General features: G+C 64.4%; 15 protein-coding genes, 1 tRNA gene, 1 other RNA gene and 1 pseudogene. 11 read left to right on the top strand and 7 right to left on the bottom strand.

Annotated elements, in window-relative coordinates; genetic code table 11:
• The 3 genes from AWC12_RS30920 to AWC12_RS32005 form a co-directional block, all read left to right on the top strand.
• Nucleotides 1-976 (top strand): hypothetical protein (locus AWC12_RS30920; RefSeq protein WP_085171513.1); only part of this gene is annotated, 976 nt, incomplete at its 5' end.
• Nucleotides 973-3,483, top strand: coding sequence for an anti-phage 6A-MBL system cap2_3 protein (locus AWC12_RS00080; RefSeq protein WP_085171511.1), 2,511 nt, complete (start codon nt 973-975; stop codon nt 3,481-3,483). The genes AWC12_RS30920 and AWC12_RS00080, both read left to right, overlap by 4 nt.
• Nucleotides 3,480-4,556 (top strand): patatin-like phospholipase family protein, encoded by a 1,077-nt coding sequence (locus tag AWC12_RS32005; RefSeq protein ID WP_085171509.1) that lies wholly within the window; start codon nt 3,480-3,482, stop codon nt 4,554-4,556. The genes AWC12_RS00080 and AWC12_RS32005 overlap by 4 nt, the downstream gene beginning before the upstream one ends.
• Before the next feature lie 75 nt (nt 4,557-4,631).
• Here AWC12_RS32005 and AWC12_RS00070 read toward each other — a convergent pair whose 3' ends face one another.
• Nucleotides 4,632-4,880: a helix-turn-helix domain-containing protein gene (locus AWC12_RS00070; protein WP_085171507.1), complete on the bottom strand. Its 249-nt coding sequence runs from the start codon at nt 4,878-4,880 to the stop codon at nt 4,632-4,634.
• Between the two features lie 689 nt (nt 4,881-5,569).
• Here AWC12_RS00070 and AWC12_RS00065 point away from each other — a divergent pair.
• The 5 genes and pseudogenes from AWC12_RS00065 (at nt 5,570) to AWC12_RS00050 (ending at nt 8,476) form a co-directional block, all read left to right on the top strand.
• Entirely contained in the window at nt 5,570-6,319 is a 750-nt protein-coding gene (locus AWC12_RS00065) for an endonuclease/exonuclease/phosphatase family protein (protein ID WP_165762742.1), read from the top strand.
• A gap of 298 nt (nt 6,320-6,617) precedes the next feature.
• The gene (locus AWC12_RS00060; protein ID WP_085171503.1) at nt 6,618-6,848 is read left to right on the top strand and encodes a hypothetical protein; all 231 of its coding nucleotides are present in this window, start codon (nt 6,618-6,620) and stop codon (nt 6,846-6,848) included.
• Between the two features lie 229 nt (nt 6,849-7,077).
• Nucleotides 7,078-7,191: pseudogene (locus tag AWC12_RS31440) on the top strand (ATP-dependent DNA ligase); the annotation flags it as partial.
• 23 nt (nt 7,192-7,214) lie between these two features.
• Entirely contained in the window at nt 7,215-7,730 is a 516-nt protein-coding gene (locus AWC12_RS00055; protein ID WP_085171501.1) for a hypothetical protein, read from the top strand.
• The gene (locus AWC12_RS00050) at nt 7,727-8,476 is read left to right on the top strand and encodes a thioesterase II family protein (protein WP_085171499.1); all 750 of its coding nucleotides are present in this window, start codon (nt 7,727-7,729) and stop codon (nt 8,474-8,476) included. Before AWC12_RS00055 ends, AWC12_RS00050 begins: the two co-directional genes overlap by 4 nt.
• On the opposite strand, the gene AWC12_RS00045 is transcribed toward AWC12_RS00050, so the two are convergent.
• The 6 genes from AWC12_RS00045 to AWC12_RS00020 form a co-directional block, all read right to left on the bottom strand.
• Nucleotides 8,473-9,114, bottom strand: a complete 642-nt coding sequence (locus tag AWC12_RS00045) for a GNAT family N-acetyltransferase (RefSeq protein WP_024447214.1) — start codon at nt 9,112-9,114, stop codon at nt 8,473-8,475. The two genes, AWC12_RS00050 and AWC12_RS00045, sit on opposite strands and share 4 nt — an antisense overlap.
• 26 nt (nt 9,115-9,140) lie before the next feature.
• Nucleotides 9,141-10,007, bottom strand: a complete 867-nt coding sequence (locus AWC12_RS00040; RefSeq protein ID WP_085171497.1) for a DMT family transporter — start codon at nt 10,005-10,007, stop codon at nt 9,141-9,143.
• Between the two features lie 9 nt (nt 10,008-10,016).
• On the bottom strand, nt 10,017-11,087 hold the full coding sequence (locus tag AWC12_RS00035) for an NAD(P)H-dependent amine dehydrogenase family protein (RefSeq protein WP_085171495.1): 1,071 nt from the start codon (nt 11,085-11,087) through the stop codon (nt 10,017-10,019).
• Between the two features lie 49 nt (nt 11,088-11,136).
• The gene (locus AWC12_RS00030; RefSeq protein ID WP_024447211.1) at nt 11,137-12,156 is read right to left on the bottom strand and encodes a S1C family serine protease; all 1,020 of its coding nucleotides are present in this window, start codon (nt 12,154-12,156) and stop codon (nt 11,137-11,139) included.
• A 46-nt stretch (nt 12,157-12,202) separates the two neighbouring features.
• On the bottom strand, nt 12,203-12,973 hold the full coding sequence (gene lucA / locus AWC12_RS00025) for a lipid uptake coordinator LucA (RefSeq protein ID WP_085171493.1): 771 nt from the start codon (nt 12,971-12,973) through the stop codon (nt 12,203-12,205).
• A 70-nt stretch (nt 12,974-13,043) separates the two neighbouring features.
• Nucleotides 13,044-13,129, bottom strand: a tRNA-Ser gene (locus AWC12_RS00020).
• A 93-nt stretch (nt 13,130-13,222) separates the two neighbouring features.
• On the opposite strand from AWC12_RS00020, the gene ffs reads away from it, so the two are divergent.
• The 3 genes from ffs to AWC12_RS00005 all read left to right on the top strand — a co-directional run.
• An RNA gene (gene ffs / locus AWC12_RS00015) (signal recognition particle sRNA small type) lies at nt 13,223-13,317 on the top strand.
• 36 nt (nt 13,318-13,353) lie between these two features.
• The gene (locus AWC12_RS00010) at nt 13,354-14,652 is read left to right on the top strand and encodes an aspartate aminotransferase type Ic (protein ID WP_085171491.1); all 1,299 of its coding nucleotides are present in this window, start codon (nt 13,354-13,356) and stop codon (nt 14,650-14,652) included.
• Between the two features lie 37 nt (nt 14,653-14,689).
• Nucleotides 14,690-15,954, top strand: a 1,265-nt coding sequence (locus tag AWC12_RS00005; protein WP_085171488.1) for a DNA polymerase III subunits gamma/tau, incomplete at its 3' end; no start/stop codon positions are given.

Below are 15,954 nucleotides of genomic sequence, written 5' to 3'. Positions count from 1 at the left end.
CGACGCACCCGAGCCGTGCGAAGACGCTGTTGCCTTCCGCGAAGAATCCGAACGACGCATCGAAGCCACTCGTGCCGCTCTGGCCGCTGGAGGCGAGCCCGCCAGCGGCGACCGCATCGTTGTCATCGGCTACGACGACGAGCACAGCGACCACCCGTACGACGATCTGCCCGACAGATACAAATCGTGGCCAGGACAATCCGTCACCGCTCTCGACGGGCACGACCGCGCCGGGCTGTTTGAAGCGTTCTTCCACGCGCCATTCAGTGACGACTGCGCAGCCCCGCGAAACGAGACGTCCCTGGCCATGCAGATAACGCTCACAGACGAGGCCGGCGTCAACGGCAAGGTCCTGTTGTTCGGTGACCTCGCCCACGACACCATCATGAAAATCTTCAACTACAGCGAGTACAAACACCGCGAGCAGTACCTGGAGTGGGACCTGCTGTTGGCTCCGCACCACTGCTCCAAGAAGGTCATGTACCAGCCCGACGAAAACGGTGTCGACCAACTGCAAATGGACATACTGAACGCTTTCGAGCGAAACGCCCGCCCTGGCGCGGTAGTTGTCAGTAGCAGCGCTGTGTTCCCATCCAGCGACGTGGCCGGCGCCAACCCACCGCACCGTATGGCCGCCGACCGATACGAGGAAATCGCCGACGACCTAATCTGCACCATGGCATGGGGAGACGAGGCCACACCCTCACCGGTGGTCTTCGGTGTCGACGCTGTAGGCGCTGGCGTGCTGCCCGTCGAAACAGTGACTGACAGCGCTTCCCTGCGCACCGCGGCAATAACTGGTGTGGGCGGGCGCCCGCGGCTCGCTGCTGTCATTGAGGCGGCAGCTGCTGTGGCCAAGGCACTACCCGCAAGGTCGGCGGTACAGACGTCAGGCCCCGACGAAGTACGCGCGGCGATCGAGGCGGACCGGGGTGGCGACAAGGCGCCCGATACGCCAGTAGGTTTCGGACGTTGAGCGAACTCGCCATTCGTCAGATTCAGGAGCTGTCGGCAGTCAGCGGAGGCGCGATCCAACTCGTCAGCGTCCGAGACGACGACGACAGGCTCATCCTGGATGTCTCTATCGCGACAAAGGGGATCATCACCGGTAGCGGCATCAATGTTCGTCGGCGGGAGCGCTTCGAACTCCTTGTCACCGATGACTTTCCGTTCACGCCCCCGTCAGTGTGGGTAACCCACCGGCGGTGGGCAGGAACTCCACACGTCCAATGGGGTCGTTACCTGTGCATCTACGCCGCCAGCGCTGTGGAGTGGAACCCAGGTGACGGTATGCGCGGGCTCATCGAACGGCTCCTGACATGGTTGGAGCGCGCTGCGAACGGCACCCTCGATCCCGACGGGCAGCCGTTGCATCCTCCGGTCGTTTACTCCAAAGCCCGCGCGGGCAGCCTCGTCGTGCATCCAGATCTTGGCGAGCGTGTGCCATGGAATGACACCGTGACGACTGGTTCCACGAAGCTCGTGTACGGCCTATGCGACCGGACTGAAACCCGCATCGATGTGCGTGCCTGGATGACGCTGCCGGAGACCATCGCCCTCGTCCTCGCGGAGGATTTCACGCCGACGGCACCCACCGGCACCCCCTATTTCGTCTCACCATTGGTGCTCATCAGCGATGAACTCTCGATCGAGTATCCACGCAAAGGCGCTGCACTGGTTACCAGTCTCGATGAGTTCGGTTGTGCACGGGAGGATTTGCTCCGTGCCATCACCATGGCCTGCACCATTAACAACGTGATCGCCGCCTCTGCCGAAGTCGACAACACTGCTCCAGTAGTGCTGATGGTGGGGACACCAACGCGGCGCACACAGGGTTCTCGACGCCTAGCTCATTTGGCTGGGTGGAGGTTTGACGACTTCGGCACGGACATTATGCAATTGCTGCGAAGCGTCGACAACCTGCGCTCGGACGATTTGAGTGCGGAATTACAGTCGCGGGCCGACGAGTTGTCTAAGGATGTCCGCACTTTGGCTGATAGCTGGGTCGATCGTGCTGACGTTGCGTGGATGGCGGTACACGAGAATCGCGCAGAAGTCACTAATCGACGTGATGCGGGATCGCCGTCGACTTGGCTGCGAGGCAAGAGGGTGTTGGTACTCGGGTGCGGTGCGCTTGGAGCGCCAATTGCTGAACAATGTGTGCGTGCCGGGGCGAGCACACTGACAGTGGTCGACGACGGTTCGGTCAAGCCTGGGATTCTGGTGCGTCAGCCATACCTGGACAGCGACATCGGGCACAGTAAGGCCGAGCAGCTGGCTGCGCGGCTGTGCGGGATTGATCCCAAGGTGACTGTCGAGGCGTTAAAGTGCGACGCCATCAGTCTATTCGTCGGGCATCAGGTAGAGGTTCCGCAGTACGATCTCGTGGTTGATGCGACTGCCCACGTTGGCGTTCGTGCAGCGATTGAAACCGCGCGTGCCGCCCAACGCGCTAACTGGCCGCCAGTCATCACGGGCCTGTTCGGCTACAACGCAATGCGTGCGTTGGGGATCGTTTCGCCCACCGGCACCACCGGCTGCGCCCACGACATTCTGAGGCGCATCGCGATCGACGTGCACCGAGACGTTAACGGGACGCTTGCCGACATTGCCAACGATTTTTTCCCCGAGCCGCCTCGCACGGACATGTTTTTTCCCGAACCGGGTTGTTCTGCACCGACATTCACCGGTTCAGCAACGCAGACCACAGCCTTGGCCTCGATACTCTTCTGGTCGTCTCTAACCGTGCTCGCCAACCCTGCTGAGGATGGAGCGGCGGCAGTGGCCATTCGGTTGCCCGGCGTTGATGCGGCCAGCACTGGGGCGCATTGGTGGCACTGGCCCAACGACCATTTCACTACTGATGTCTCCAAACGTTACGAGGTGCGGCTATCGGAGCGCGCCATCGCCGAGATGCGGGCGGAAACGCGTCGGGGAAACAGAACTCGCGGGCGCGACGTAGAGACCGGGGGGATGCTCTTGGGCGCGTTCGATGACGCCGTGGGCTGCGTCTACATCGATGGCGCCGCCGGGCCATCGCCAGACAGTGTGCTGTCCGACCGCTACTTTGCGCACGGCACTGCAGGCACTCAAGAGATTGTCGGGCGACTCCGGGATCAGACGATCAACCGCATCGGTTTCGTAGGGATGTGGCACACCCACCCGTACGGCCCTGCCGGTCCTAGCGCTATCGATGAACGCGGGATGGGCTGGATAGTGTCTCCGTCAGGGACCGGACGGAGAGCCTTGATGCTCATCCTGGGCGGTCCGGCAGACACGTGGGATCGGTGGCGAGAGCAGGGACAGCTTCCTGATGTGTATGTGCGTGTCGTAGAGCGAGATGACCCCATCCAACTTTTCGCCGCCGGCGGAAGGCCAATGGACCTGGCTATGGTCGGAACGAGCTTCCCCGGCGGATTCTTTCAGCCCTTGCCGCAGTCTGAGGCCCCATGGTGGCGACGAGCGTTGGGCATTGAGTCGTGAGTGGCTCTCCGCGAGTTGGGGTTGCACTGTCGGGCGGCGGATTTCGAGCCACTGCTTTTGGTCTAGGATGCCTGCGGGCATTGGCCGACCGCGACCTCCTACGGCATGTGCAAGTCATTTCGGGTATCAGTGGAGGCAGCCTACTCGCTGCGATGTGGGCATACGGCCCCACAGATTTCGCCGAGTTCGAGGCGTCAGTGGTGCGACTATTGCAGTCTGGTCTGCAGACCGAACTGGTCCGTCGCGCGCTCAGTCCGCGTATCGCTGTTCGAAACCTCGGAAGTACAGGCAGCTCCCTTGTCACGTCGAAGTCACGGTCGCACAACCGCACAGATAGCTTGGTCGCAGCGCTCAGCAATCGGCAGTTTGGTCAGCGCCTCATAGGTGAAGTCACTCATCCGGGGCTAGCCACCGTGCTTTCGGCTACCGACATGGCCTCTGGCAACGCAATTCGCTTTGGAAGTCACGTCAGTTCATGCTCGCCGTACGGCAAGATCACGACACCGGTGACCGTCGCCGAGGCTGTCGCAGCGTCGGCTGCGTTCCCGGCCTTGCTGCCAGGGCTAACCCGACGGTATGAGTTCCGTGACCGGAGTGGTGAGACCACAACACGCACGGTGGTAATGATCGACGGGGGCGTGTACGACAACCTGGGGCTTTCGCCATTACTTCCTGGCCGTTCCGCAGAGTACACCGGTCACGTCTACGACCTGGATTACCTCTTAGTCGCCGATGCCGGCCGGGGGCGGTCCGCGGTGAAGGCAGCTAGGTTCTGGCCCACCAGGATGAAGCAGAGCTTCGAGATCACTCACACGAAGTCGCAAGATGCAGGGCGGGCTCGGCTTCATCTCGCCGGTTCGAGTCAGCAAGTGAAGGGGTTTGTGCACGCTTATCTCGGTATGAGCGACGATCGACTTCCGGTCCCACTCCGGGACCTTGTTCCGCGAGAGGCGGTCGAGACATGCCCGACCAACTTTGCCAGGATGGCGACGCGGGATGTGAGGGCGGTCAGCGTCCGTGGTGAACAACTCACTCGCGTACTTCTCAGTCACTACTGCCCGGGCCTGCGGTAGGGAACGACCGCCGGGTGACTATGTAGGCATGGCCCGGGGCGGGCGCAACTACTGCTGATCTTGATCTCGCCCTCGCTACTCTGGCAGGGGTAGCCCGGAAACGAGCTGACCGGCGTCAATGGCTAGCCCGTCTGCGATGCGAACGATCGTCTCGAGCCGCAGGCTGCGCTGACCACGCTCCACCTTGCCGAACTGTGTCCAATGGATCCCGCAGCGCTGCGCAGCGGCCTCCTGGCTGAGTCCGAGTTCTTGCCTTCGGCTACGGACCCGTGCACCGAAGGCGGCAGTCGTGGCGTTAACAACCGATCGATCCGGCGTGGGCATTGGCACGCCAGCAACCCCATCGACCTCATGCGGAAAGTACCAGAGTGTTTTGTACGCATGCGTATCGATCCCATGCGTATCGTACCTATGTTGATTGCCTCCCGTAAGAGGACGGTGGGCCGACGAACGCAGTGATAGACGAGCCTCAGGAGATCGCAACAATGGATGTCGATGACACGTGCGCCGGCTGTCAGGCTTCGGGATCGAACGACACACATCTCTCCCCAGTGCTCAACGTCCCGAGCGATGCAGGCAAGTACCGAGACGCCCTGGCCACAGTGCTCCTCAGGATGCCGACTGGGCCCGACAACGAAATCGCCTGTGGGCCAGGCTGGTACAAACTAGTTGCCGAGCTGCACAAGGAACTTTGCAGCATTGACGTCCACTACGTAGTCCACACCGTTCGCCGGTGTGGGAATCGGCTGCACTACGAAGCTGAGAGTCAGTCCGAAGATCCAGCAGTGCAACGGATGTTTCATGATGCGGTGGCCCGTGCCCGAGAACGTTCGGCGAACGTGTGTCCGTGGTCGGGTCGTCTATTGATGGCGGCTAGATAGCTTGGCGCCTGAACCCAGGTTCGTATGGTGCGGGCTCCCCGCCCTGCCCAGGGCAGCTTGTCGTTGGTGCATGTTAGCTTTTCGAGCAAAACTCGCAAGGTAATTAACGTCCGCATCCTGAACGGGGGCAAGGTGAGGTTCGTAGCGTGGAATATAAACCGCGGTGGCGGGCAGCGAATCACTGAAATAGTGGAAGAGATTAAGCTGCTGGATCCGGACTTTGTTGCTTTGAGTGAGGTCACCTACGGAAATCTCGATGGCCTACGAAACTCGCTCACAGCGAGCGGACTCGTGTACACCGAAACAACCTGCGAACAGGGTAATGCCCACAGTGTCTTGGTTGCGTCCAATCGTCCGATTGAAATTGTGCCTAGAACTCTGCCGAATGATCAGGAACGGTGGTTGTCAGTCAGAATCGACAGTCTCGACTTGAATGTGCTTGCTGTCCATATTCCTGATGCAACCACCGGTAAATTCAAAGATGGATACGGTATTTCTGGAGAACGGCGGAAGCAGAACTTCTGGGACGAAGTGATTCGTTACGCCCAAGCGAATAAGAATGAGAAAACTGTACTACTGGGCGACTTAAACACCGGGCTCAAGGAAGATGCGCAGGGCACTCCGTTCAAGCTCTCGGACAATATTAGGATTCTGCGTCTAGAGAAGTATGTAGATGCATGGCGTCACCTAAATGCCGGCAGGAAAGAATATACGTACTACTCGCAGCAGAACTCAAGAGACTACAACGGATTCCGTCTAGACTATGTTTTTGTCTCGGCACTGTTGCGTGATCGAATCCTAAAAGCTGAGCATGTTCATCATGTCCGTGGTGCGGGTAAGCTATCCGATCATTCTATAGTGTTGACTGAATTGGCGATATAGGGTTTGTTTCGTGGGGTTCTGGGATTGGTTGCCTTGGTCGTCGCGACCGCAGCAAGACCGTAAGCCGCGGTCGAACTCGGCGTTCGATAGCGGATCAACGCCGAAAGCTTCGAGTGTCCGGCTAGGGCCTTATCCGACTCCTGCGGAAGTGGACGTACCAGGTAGTTGGCCGCGTGAGGTCACTGGCAGTCATCGCCGAGCAAAAGTCGTCCGTCAGCCACTGGGCCCTCTGACGGCGATCCTTCAGTTCACAAGGACGCCGCTTTCGCCGTGGGCGATAGGTGTTTACGTCGACGGCGTGCAGGTTGGCTGGCTTCCGGGCGGCGGTGATGAAGTTGATCCAGAGGTGGAGTGGCTGAAGCAGCTGGAGGAGGAGTACGTGATTCCCCGGGTCGCAGGGGAATGCGAGGAGAGGGGATCAAGCAAGGTGATCGTCGTCTTCATGCCATCAGACCACGGTTTGCCGGAAGCCGCGCGGGCCATGATCGCAGACCGCCGGCGGCGGCATCCCCTCAATGTCGATGACTAAATCGCTACGAAGGTGGTTTGGGTGCGGTCCTTCATCTTTGGAGTCAACGCTTTGCTTCCTCGCGGCGTCAGTAGTGGCAGGCGTCCCGTTTCGTTTACGCAACTGCCCAGACGGTCGTGAGCTTCGCTAGTTCGGTGCTTGCTATCAACAGCAAACCCAGTAGTAGCTAGCAGGGTTGCATGGGCCCTAATCTGGCACCGCGTTGGGTACACCGGGGCCGCACACCCCTGAACTACCCAGAGAACCGAGTTACCCGAAGATGCCGGGCGAACCGCCGCGTGTGCAACCGAGCAAGAAGGTCGCCGCGCACTGGGATGAAGCAGGCAATCGCATCGCCGACTGACCCGTGCCGCTACCCTGCTGTGCATGGCGAAGGCTACGCTCCGGAAGTTGCTCGCTGCCGTGGCGATCGTCGGGATGCTCGCCAGCGGAATCGGCATCGCCTCCTTCATGATCTTCGGCGGCCGGGACCAGCAGCAGGAAGCGACCTCGCCCCGGTACACGCCGCCGACGCCGCCGCCGCCCTCTGTGCCGACCGCCAAGGAGTTCCAGATCACCGTCAACGTCACCGCCTCGCAGTGCGACCCGAGCAACACCGTCTGCCTGTACACGTACACGATCGACCCCAAATACGTTGGTCTGCATCCATTCCCGGAGACACCCTTCACCGTGGAGTACGAGGTGGTCGGGGGTCTGGCACCCCAGCCCGGGAGGTTCACCGTCAGCGGCCAGCAAGCTGAGATCTTCAAAGACGTCTCCGTCGAGGTCGCACCGGGCGCTCGGCTGTCGGCCAACGTTCTCAGGGTCGTCGAGGGGGCCCCGCCACCGCCACCACCGCCGCCCGGCGAAGCGCCGCCTGCCGACGCGCCCCCGGCGCCGTGACGACACCGCCGCGCAGTCGTTGGCTGCGCAACTTCCATCCCGCGCCCGATGCCCGCGTGCGCCTGGTCTGTCTTCCGCACGCAGGAGGATCGGCCAGCTACTACTTCCCGATGTCGACGGCGTTGTCGCCGGAGTTCGAGGTCTACGGCGTGCAGTACCCGGGTCGTCAGGATCGCTATGCCGAACCGTTTGTCGACTCCATCGACGCGCTGGCAGATCAGGTGTTCACCGAGATCGGCACGCTGCCCGAGAAGCCGACGGCATTCTTCGGGCACAGCATGGGCGCGGTGCTGGCCTTCGAGGTGGCCCGCCGCCACGAGACGTCGACGGGGCGGCCGGTGCTGACCGTCTTCGCGTCCGGTTCGCGGGCGCCGAGCCGCTACGGTGACGAACGCGAGTTCAAGGACGATGTTGCTCTCGTCGGCGTGATGCGCGAACTCGGCGGAACCGACCCGCGGGTGCTGAGCGATCCCGAACTGCTCTCCACGTTCCTGCCCGCGTTCCGCAACGACTACCGCGCGCTGCAGGCCTACCATCGCGGCACCGACGTCGGCATCAGCGTCCCCATCGTTGTGATGACCGCGCTGGACGACCCGAAGACCAGCGACGCCGCTGCGCGCGCATGGCATGAGCACACCACCGGCGGCGGTGACGTCCACGTCTTCGCCGGTGGCCACTTCTTCCTGGAGAAGCAACCGCAGAAGGTGATCGAGGTCGTCACGCAGGCCCTGCGGGCGGCGGGCTAGATCTCCAGGAACTCCCGCACGGCCTGCAGACTGTGGATCTCGATGTCGTTGCGGCGCACGGCCTCCCACTGATCCCGAGTCATCGAGAAGGACAGCATCGTGTCCTCGACGCCGCGGCGCATCTCCCTCGTGGAGCTGCCTTCGGTGTAGGGCAGCGATCGGGTGACACCCAGCGACGCGACGTTGTCGTGCCAGGCCCGGGTGCGGGCGCACTGGCCGTGCAGCCCGGCAAAAACCAAGTGCAAAGCCATCTGGCGCATCTCGCGGCCCAGGCCCCTGCCCTGGTAGCGGCGGCCCAGCCATGAGCCGGTGGTCGCGGTGCGCGTCACCGGAAACTTGACGCCATCGACGGAGCACGCGCCGACGACGTCGCCGTACTCCAGCACCGCCATGTTCAGATGCCAGTTCTCATGGGTGGTCTCGGCACGGCAGCGCCAGAAGTGGCGCAATGAATTGCGTTGCAGCACGGGGGCTTCGGCGTCCGTCCACGGTTCCGAGAACGGCATCGTGGCCGGTTCGTGGATACCCTCGGCCGCCAAGTCGGCCAGCTGGGCCCCGAGTTCGTCATCGATGTAGCGCAGCGACAACCGCGGACCCGAGACCTCGAGCCCGAACAGCGGCCAGATCGCAGCGGACATGCCTCCATGCCACCGCACACGGCCCGTCAACTCAACGGGTTTTCCTGGCGCCGGGTCGCCAGCACCGAACCGGCGAGGATGAGCCCGAGCCCGAGCAGATGCCACGGCGTGAGGGGCTCGTTCAGGATCACAACCCCGGCGCCGAGCGCCACGGCGGGGTTGACGTAGGTGAACACCAGCGCTTTCGGTGCGCCGACCTCGCGGATGAGCGCGAAGAACACGATGAATGCCAGGGCCGTGCACACCACGGCGAGCAGCACGATCGCGACGAGGACCCGCGTCTGCGGCATCTCGGTGGGCCACGTCGCGGCCGCGGGACCGGCGTAGACGATCGCGGCCAGGCCGAGGCAGGCCGCCGTCATCGGCATCGTGGGCACATCACCGAGATAGCGTGCGGCAACCAACGGTGCGATCGCGTAGCAGACCGCGACCATCAGCACTTCGGTGACGGGCCACGCGCTGCCCCCGGTCAGCTCCGGACCTGCCAGAACCGCGACCCCGCTGAGGCCGACGGCGAGGCCGGCCAGCCTCCTGGCGGTCAACGGCTGGCTGCCCCCGGTCAGCCTGTCGAGCACCGCGGCCACAATCGGCGAGGCCGCGATCAGCAGGCCCGTCAACGAGCTCGAAATGTGCCGCTCGGCGTCGGAAAGCAGCAGCCACGCAGCGATGATCTCGAAGAACGCGAACACCGCGACGGGCTTCCAGTGTGCCAGCACCGGAGCCCAGGCGCGTCGGTTCAAGGTCAGCGGAATCAGCACCAGCGCGCCGACCGCGGTGCGCGCAAGCACCAGCACGGGCACCGAAACCCCTTCTACCGCAACCTTGATCAGTAGGTAGGGGATGCCCCAGATGAGGCTCATCGCGGCGAACAACAGCCAGCCGCGGACACTCACCGGGCCAGGTTAGCCAGTGGGTACGACGCCTCGGGGCCGGGGCAGCGGCAGGTCGTTGTAGGTCGCGATGCCGGGGGCCGCATCGATGACCGCCGAGATGGCGTGGATGGGCGGCATCGCGGTCATGATGTGGCCAAGCACGAAGAAGTCTTCGAGAGTCTTCGCGTTCTCGATCATGTCCTGCGGCGGCAGGAAGCCGACCTGCATGTTGACCGTCGGTCGGCCGTCGATGGTGATCTTCCAGCCGTCGCCGTCGAGCTGCCAGTTCGGCTCCAGCGTCTGGCCCTTCTTCCACCGGACGTTGATGTCGATGACGGTTTTGCCCTTGACGATCCCCTGCCAGCTCGCATACACCCCAGCGACGTGTCCGGCCTTGATGGTCCATGACGCCATCGGGAGATCCTCTGTCGTCTGCGCGTACTCGGATACGCACGTGATCTCGTCGAGCTCGATTCCGAGGGCGTCCGCGACCAGCTGGACAGCCTCGGCGAACACCGCGGTGCCGTTGGCGGCCATCGGCTGCAGCGCCGGGTCGTCGATGGCCATGTCGAAGCCGACGGGCCGCTCAGTTTCGGGGGAGTCGTAGAGCGTGGTGTCTGCGGACTCGGCGATCGTGATCTTGTCGATCCGGTCGCACGCGGTGCCCGCGACGATGGCCAGCAGTTCGGCGAACCCCGGGCTGACGCCCGAGCCGAACAGTGTCGATCCGCCGCGCAGGCACGCATCGATGAGCTTGTCGCGCCCGTCGCCGAGGTTGCCGCCGGTGATGAACGAGGCGGACGCCACGACGTTCACGCCCGCTTCGAGGATTCGCGCGAGCTCGTCGACGTCGATCCACATCGGGTTGTAGACCACCACGTCGGGCTTGAGCGCCAGCAGCGCGTCGACGTCGTTCGTGGCGGCGACGCCCAGCGGTTCGATCCCCACGAGCTCGCCGACATCCTTGCCGACCTTGTCCTGCGACCAGGCGTAGCAGCCGATCAGTTCGAGCGTGGGATTGGCGGCTATCGCCGCGACGGATGACTTTCCGACATTGCCTGTCGTCCATTGAACGACGCGATACGGCGCATTGTTGGGCACTCGCTCAGCATAGGGTTCGCGGCAGATCGAACCCGGGCGATTAGTCCAATCAGACGCTCGGGGTGAGGACCGCCCGTCCGCTGCGGGTCTGGCCTGAACGGTCGATCCACGTCATGTCGAGGCTGTCACCGGCATAGTGCCGGTCGAGCACCATCGTCAGGGTGCGCGCCGAGTCGAGCTGAACGCCGTCGAGCACAAGGAGTGTGTCGCCGGGTCGTAGCCCCGCCAGGTCGGCGGGCCCGCCGACCATCACGTCCTGAAGCAGCACGCCCGGCAGGTCCGATCCGGCAGTGCGGACGCCGACCCCGAGCAGCACCGGCGGTCCGATGTGGACGGTGTCGGACCTGATCCCGGCTCGGATCTGCCCGGCCACGGCGAATGCGTCATTGATCGGGATGGCAAAACCTTTCCCACCTGGTCCCATCCGGAAGTTCACCGACGCCGCTGTCGTGACGCCGATAACCTGACCGCGGGAATCCACCACCGGACCTCCCGAATCCCCGGCGCGCACGGGTGCAGCGAACTCGAAGAGTCCGGTGAGCTCGTCGGTCGAGCCCGTCAGGGTGTCCTCGGCTTCGACCGTGCGCCCGAACGCCGTCAGCGTCCCGACCTCCCGGGTCAGTGGCGCGTCGGAGCCCATCGCATTGCCGAGGGCGACGACGGGCTCGCCGGGCGCCAGCACATTGGTGTCGCCGATCGGCGCGGTGGGCAGACCTGCCGCACCGAGGAGCTGGATGACGGCGATGTCGCGTCCACGGTCATAGCCGACGATCTGCGCCGGATACTGCCTGCCGCCGACCGTGCCGGTGATGCGGTCAGCACCCTGCACGACGTGGAAGTTGGTCAGGACCTGGCCACCGGGATCGATGACGAACCCGGTACCGAGGCCGACGACGCCCTGGTAGTCCACTGCGGTGTCGATCCGCACGACGGCAGGCTCCACCTGTGCGGCGGCGGCGAGGGGGTCACCGGGAGCCGCCGCAGCGGGCGCCACGGGAGCCAGGAGCGCCAGGATCGCAGCCAGCGCCAGCAGCAGCGTCCGTTGTCGGCGAATAATGCCCATACCCATCAATAGTGGCGGCGACGTCCGTCGCTGTCGACGTGACGTCAGACCATCAGTCCTCGACGGCGACGCCGCCGCGGGTCCGCTTGCGCCGCCCGAGAACCGTTCCCTTGCCGGTGGGGCGGCGATTCTGCAGTCTGCCGTCGGCCTCAGGCTCGCCGGCCGTGGACTCGTCAAGCGCGGGCTCGTCGATCGCGGCCTCGGCGTCGTTCTCGTCACTTACGACCTTTACCCCGTCGTCGGCGCTCTCTACCTCGTCGGCGCTGGAATTTGCGTCGGCGTCATCCGAGTCCGACGTCTCGTCGACAGCCTCTTCCGCCGCCTCATCCTCAGCGGTGTCGGCTGAGCGGCTGCGGCGACTCGTGCGCTCCTTGACTTTCAGCGGCTTCGGAGGCGGCGGCTGCATCTCGGCGACGAACGCCAGATAGAACGCGAACACGCCCAGAAGCGCGGTAGCAGCGGCGCCCCCATAGATGCCGAACAACCATTGCCCGGCGGTGTCCAGGGACAACCAGATTTCGCTGATGGCGGCGGCGATGATGAGCGCGCCGGCGAGGACATGCAGCGCGATGGAGCCGGTGCGCAGATTCAGGGCCAGCTTCGGGGTGCCGAACTCAGGCGCCCGAGTGCGCAGAAGTGTGAACACCACGGGCAGCGCGGCGAGGCCGATCAACGCCCCGGTCGCGATGCGCAGAGCTGTTCCGAGCGTGTGGGACGTGTCGCCGAGCAGTTCCAGCGTCCGCGGCAGGACGAAGAGGAAGTAGAGGACACCGGCGGCGATGGAGAACGACGCGTGCCAGATCACCGCAGCGGTGCGGCCCATAACCCTCCTCGGTCGTGTTGCCCGGGGTGCGATCGTGCGAGTCGTCAGCCGGTCGCACCCCGGGCCAGTGCGGAGGATAGGGGATTTGAACCCCTGAGGGCTGTTAACCCAACCCGCGTTCCAGGCGAGCGCCATAGGCCACTAGGCGAATCCTCCGCCGGTCATGGTAGCCGACCGCCCTGGTGGTCCCCCAAATCTGCCGTTGAGCTCCTCGCTGGTTGGGCAGGAGCGCCGGGGTATTACACTCGCCGTGGACCCCGCGCGGCGTCTATCCTGTGAACTCCCCCAGGGCCGGAAGGCAGCAAGGGTCAACGGGCTCTGGCGGGTGCGCGGGGTCCCCTTCATGCCCCAATTCGTTCATCGACGGTGAAAGGCGAGCGGTGTCGTTTCATTCGCTGGGCCGCGACGACCTGCGCGCACAGCACGAACTGCAACAGCGCAACTACGCCGAGCTGCAGGCCAAGAACCTCCGCCTCGACCTGACCCGCGGTAAGCCCTGCGCCGAGCAACTCGACCTGTCCAACGGTCTGCTCGCACTGCCAGGCGAGGGCCCCGACGCCTTCAAGGACGCCGACGGCACCGACACACGCAACTACGGCGGCCTGCACGGGCTGCCCGAGCTGCGGGAGATCTTCAGCGAGCTTCTCGGTATACCGGTGCCCAACCTCATCGCGGGCAACAACGCCAGCCTCGAGTTCATGCACGACACGGTCGTCTACTCGCTGCTGCACGGCGGCGTGGATTCGCCCCGCCCGTGGATCGACGACCTTCGCGATGGCACCGGGGTGAAATTCCTCTGCCCGTCGCCCGGCTATGACCGCCATTTCGCGATCACCGAGAGCCTCGGCATCGAGATGATCTCGGTGCCACTGCTCGACGACGGCCCCGACATGGACCTCATCGAGGAGCTTGTCGCCGCGGACCCGGCGATCAAGGGCATGTGGTGCGTGCCGGTCTACTCGAACCCGACGGGGACCACCTATTCCTGGGAGACAGTCCGTCGGCTGGTCCAAATGGAAACGGCAGCAACCGATTTCCGGATCATGTGGGACAACGCCTACGCCGTCCACACACTCACCCACGACTTCGTGAGGCAGGTCGACATCCTTGGCCTCGCCTCGGCGGCCAACCACGCCAACCGGCCGTTGATCTTCGCGTCGACCTCGAAGATCACGTTTGCAGGTGCCGGCGTCAGCTTCTTCGGTGGTTCGCTCGGCAACGTCGCCTGGTACCTGCAGCACGCGGCCAAGCGGTCGATCGGCCCGGACAAGGTGAATCAGCTTCGCCATGCGCGGTTCTTCGGCGATGCCGACGGCGTGCGACTGCACATGCGGCGTCACCAGGAACTGCTCGCGCCGAAGTTCGCACTTGCGCTGGAGATCCTCGAGGACCGGCTCGGTGAGTCCAAGATCGCGTCCTGGACCGAACCCAAGGGCGGCTACTTCATCAGCCTCGACGTGTTGCCCGGGACGGCTAAGCGAACGGTGTCGCTGGCCAAGGAGGCGGGCATCGCCGTGACCGAGGCCGGCGCGTCGTTCCCATACCGAAAAGACCCGGAGGACAAGAACATCCGCATCGCGCCGACGTTCCCCGCGACCTCGGATCTGCGCACGGCCATCGACGGTCTCTCGACGTGTGCGCTGCTCTCGGCTGCCGAGCATCTGCTGGCCGACAAGTAGCGCGTCCACCGTCGGACCGACTAGGTAGCCTTCTCCCGTGGCTCTCTACCGCAAGTACCGACCGGCGACTTTCGCAGAGGTCATCGGCCAGGAACATGTCACCGAGCCGCTGTCGACGGCGCTGAATTCCGGTCGAATCAACCACGCCTATCTGTTCTCCGGACCCCGCGGGTGCGGAAAGACGTCGTCGGCGCGCATCCTCGCCCGCTCGCTGAACTGTGCGGAGGGGCCGACGGCCACGCCGTGCGGGGTGTGCGACTCGTGCGTGGCTCTGGCCCCCAACGGGCCGGGCAACGTCGACGTCGTCGAACTCGACGCCGCCAGCCACGGCGGTGTGGACGACACCCGCGAGCTTCGTGACCGCGCGTTCTATGCGCCCGCGCAGTCGCGCTACCGCATCTTCATCGTCGACGAAGCGCACATGGTCACCACCGCGGGCTTCAACGCCCTTCTCAAGATCGTCGAGGAGCCGCCCGAGCACCTGATCTTCGTGTTCGCCACCACCGAACCGGAGAAAGTGCTGCCGACCATCCGGTCGCGCACCCATCACTATCCGTTCCGGCTGCTGGCGCCGCGGACCATGCGGACGCTGATCGAGAAGATCGTCGCCTCGGAGAGCGTCGATGTCGACGACGCGGTGTATCCGCTCGTCATCCGTGCCGGCGGCGGCTCGCCCCGCGACACGCTCAGCGTGCTGGACCAGCTGCTCGCCGGCGCCGACGGGAACCACGTCGCCTATCAGCGCGCGCTGTCACTGCTGGGTGCCACCGACGTTGCGCTGATCGACGACGCCATCGACGCGCTGGCCGCCGGAGACTCGGCGGCGCTGTTCGGTGCGGTGGAAGGCGTCATCGACGCCGGGCACGACCCGCGCCGGTTCGCCACCGATCTGCTGGAGCGATTCCGGGACCTCATCGTGCTGCAGGCCGTCCCCGACGCGGTCGCGCGCGGTGTGGTCGACGGACCCGAGGATGTCCTGGAGCGCATGCGCGACCAGGCGGCGCGGCTCGGTACCGCCACGCTGACGCGCTACGCCGAGGTGGTGCACGCCGGGCTGGGTGAGATGCGCGGAGCGACCGCGCCGCGGCTTCTGCTCGAAGTCGTGTGCGCGAGGCTGCTGCTGCCCTCGGCCAGTGACACCGAGGCCGCGCTGCTGCAGCGCGTCGAACGCATCGAAACCCGGCTCGACATGTCGATCCCGGCCAGCGACGAGATCGCTTCGGGCGCGAGCGCCGCCCCCCGGAAGCAGTTCGTGCGCAAGAGCGAGGCCCCGGCCCAAGCCCCCACCCCGGAACCCGCACC

This window comes from Mycolicibacterium iranicum, assembly GCF_002101705.1.
Taxonomy (GTDB): Bacteria; Actinomycetota; Actinomycetes; order Mycobacteriales; family Mycobacteriaceae; genus Mycobacterium; species Mycobacterium iranicum.
This window is presented reverse-complemented; position numbering and strand designations above follow the sequence as displayed.